This window comes from Pseudomonas sp. CM25 (assembly GCF_013179705.1).
Taxonomy (GTDB): Bacteria; Pseudomonadota; Gammaproteobacteria; order Pseudomonadales; family Pseudomonadaceae; genus Aquipseudomonas.
Window position 1 is genome coordinate 1 of sequence record NZ_JABMCW010000720.1, and the last position, 618, is coordinate 618.

Annotated in this window: 1 protein-coding gene; it reads left to right on the forward strand. The window is 68.8% G+C overall.

From position 1 onward, the window contains the following. Positions 1 to 618 (forward strand): Ig-like domain-containing protein (locus HP546_RS30920; RefSeq protein ID WP_172233851.1); only part of this gene is annotated, 618 nt, incomplete at both ends.

Below are 618 nucleotides of genomic sequence, written 5' to 3' on the forward strand. Positions count from 1 at the left end.
GGTGGTCATCGACCCGGCGGGCAATATTTCCACTGAAGTGCCAGTGGCCGGGCCTACCGGCACCGAAGCCGCAACGCCTACCGGCCTGAGCATCAGCGCCGACGGCTTCCTGCTCACCGGCCAGGGCACCGTCGGCTCGCTGATCACCGTAACTTCCGGGGGCACCACCCTGGGCACCGTCACCGTCGGCAGCGACGGCACCTTCCGCGTGTTCTTCCAGAACGCCCAGCTCAATGCCCAGACCCTGCAAGTCAGCGCCCGCACCACGGTCGACGGCGAGCCTTCGGTGCCAGCCACCCTGGTGGCCAACGACACCACGGCGCCGAATGCACCGACCGCAGCCATCGACCGGACCGGCAGTACGCTGACCGGCCAGGGCGAAGTCGGCGCTACCGTACGCGTGACCGATACCCAGGGCACTGTGCTCGGTACCGCCACCGTGGGCAGCAACGGCTTGTACACCGTCACCCTCACGCCAGCGGTCGCCAACGGCCAGAACCTGATCGTCACCCAGGCCGACGCCGCAGGTAACGTGTCGCTGGCCGCCAGCCTGCAGGCACCCGACCTGCAGGCACCGCTGGCCGCCAGCAATCTCAGCCTCAACGGCGCAGCTACCGT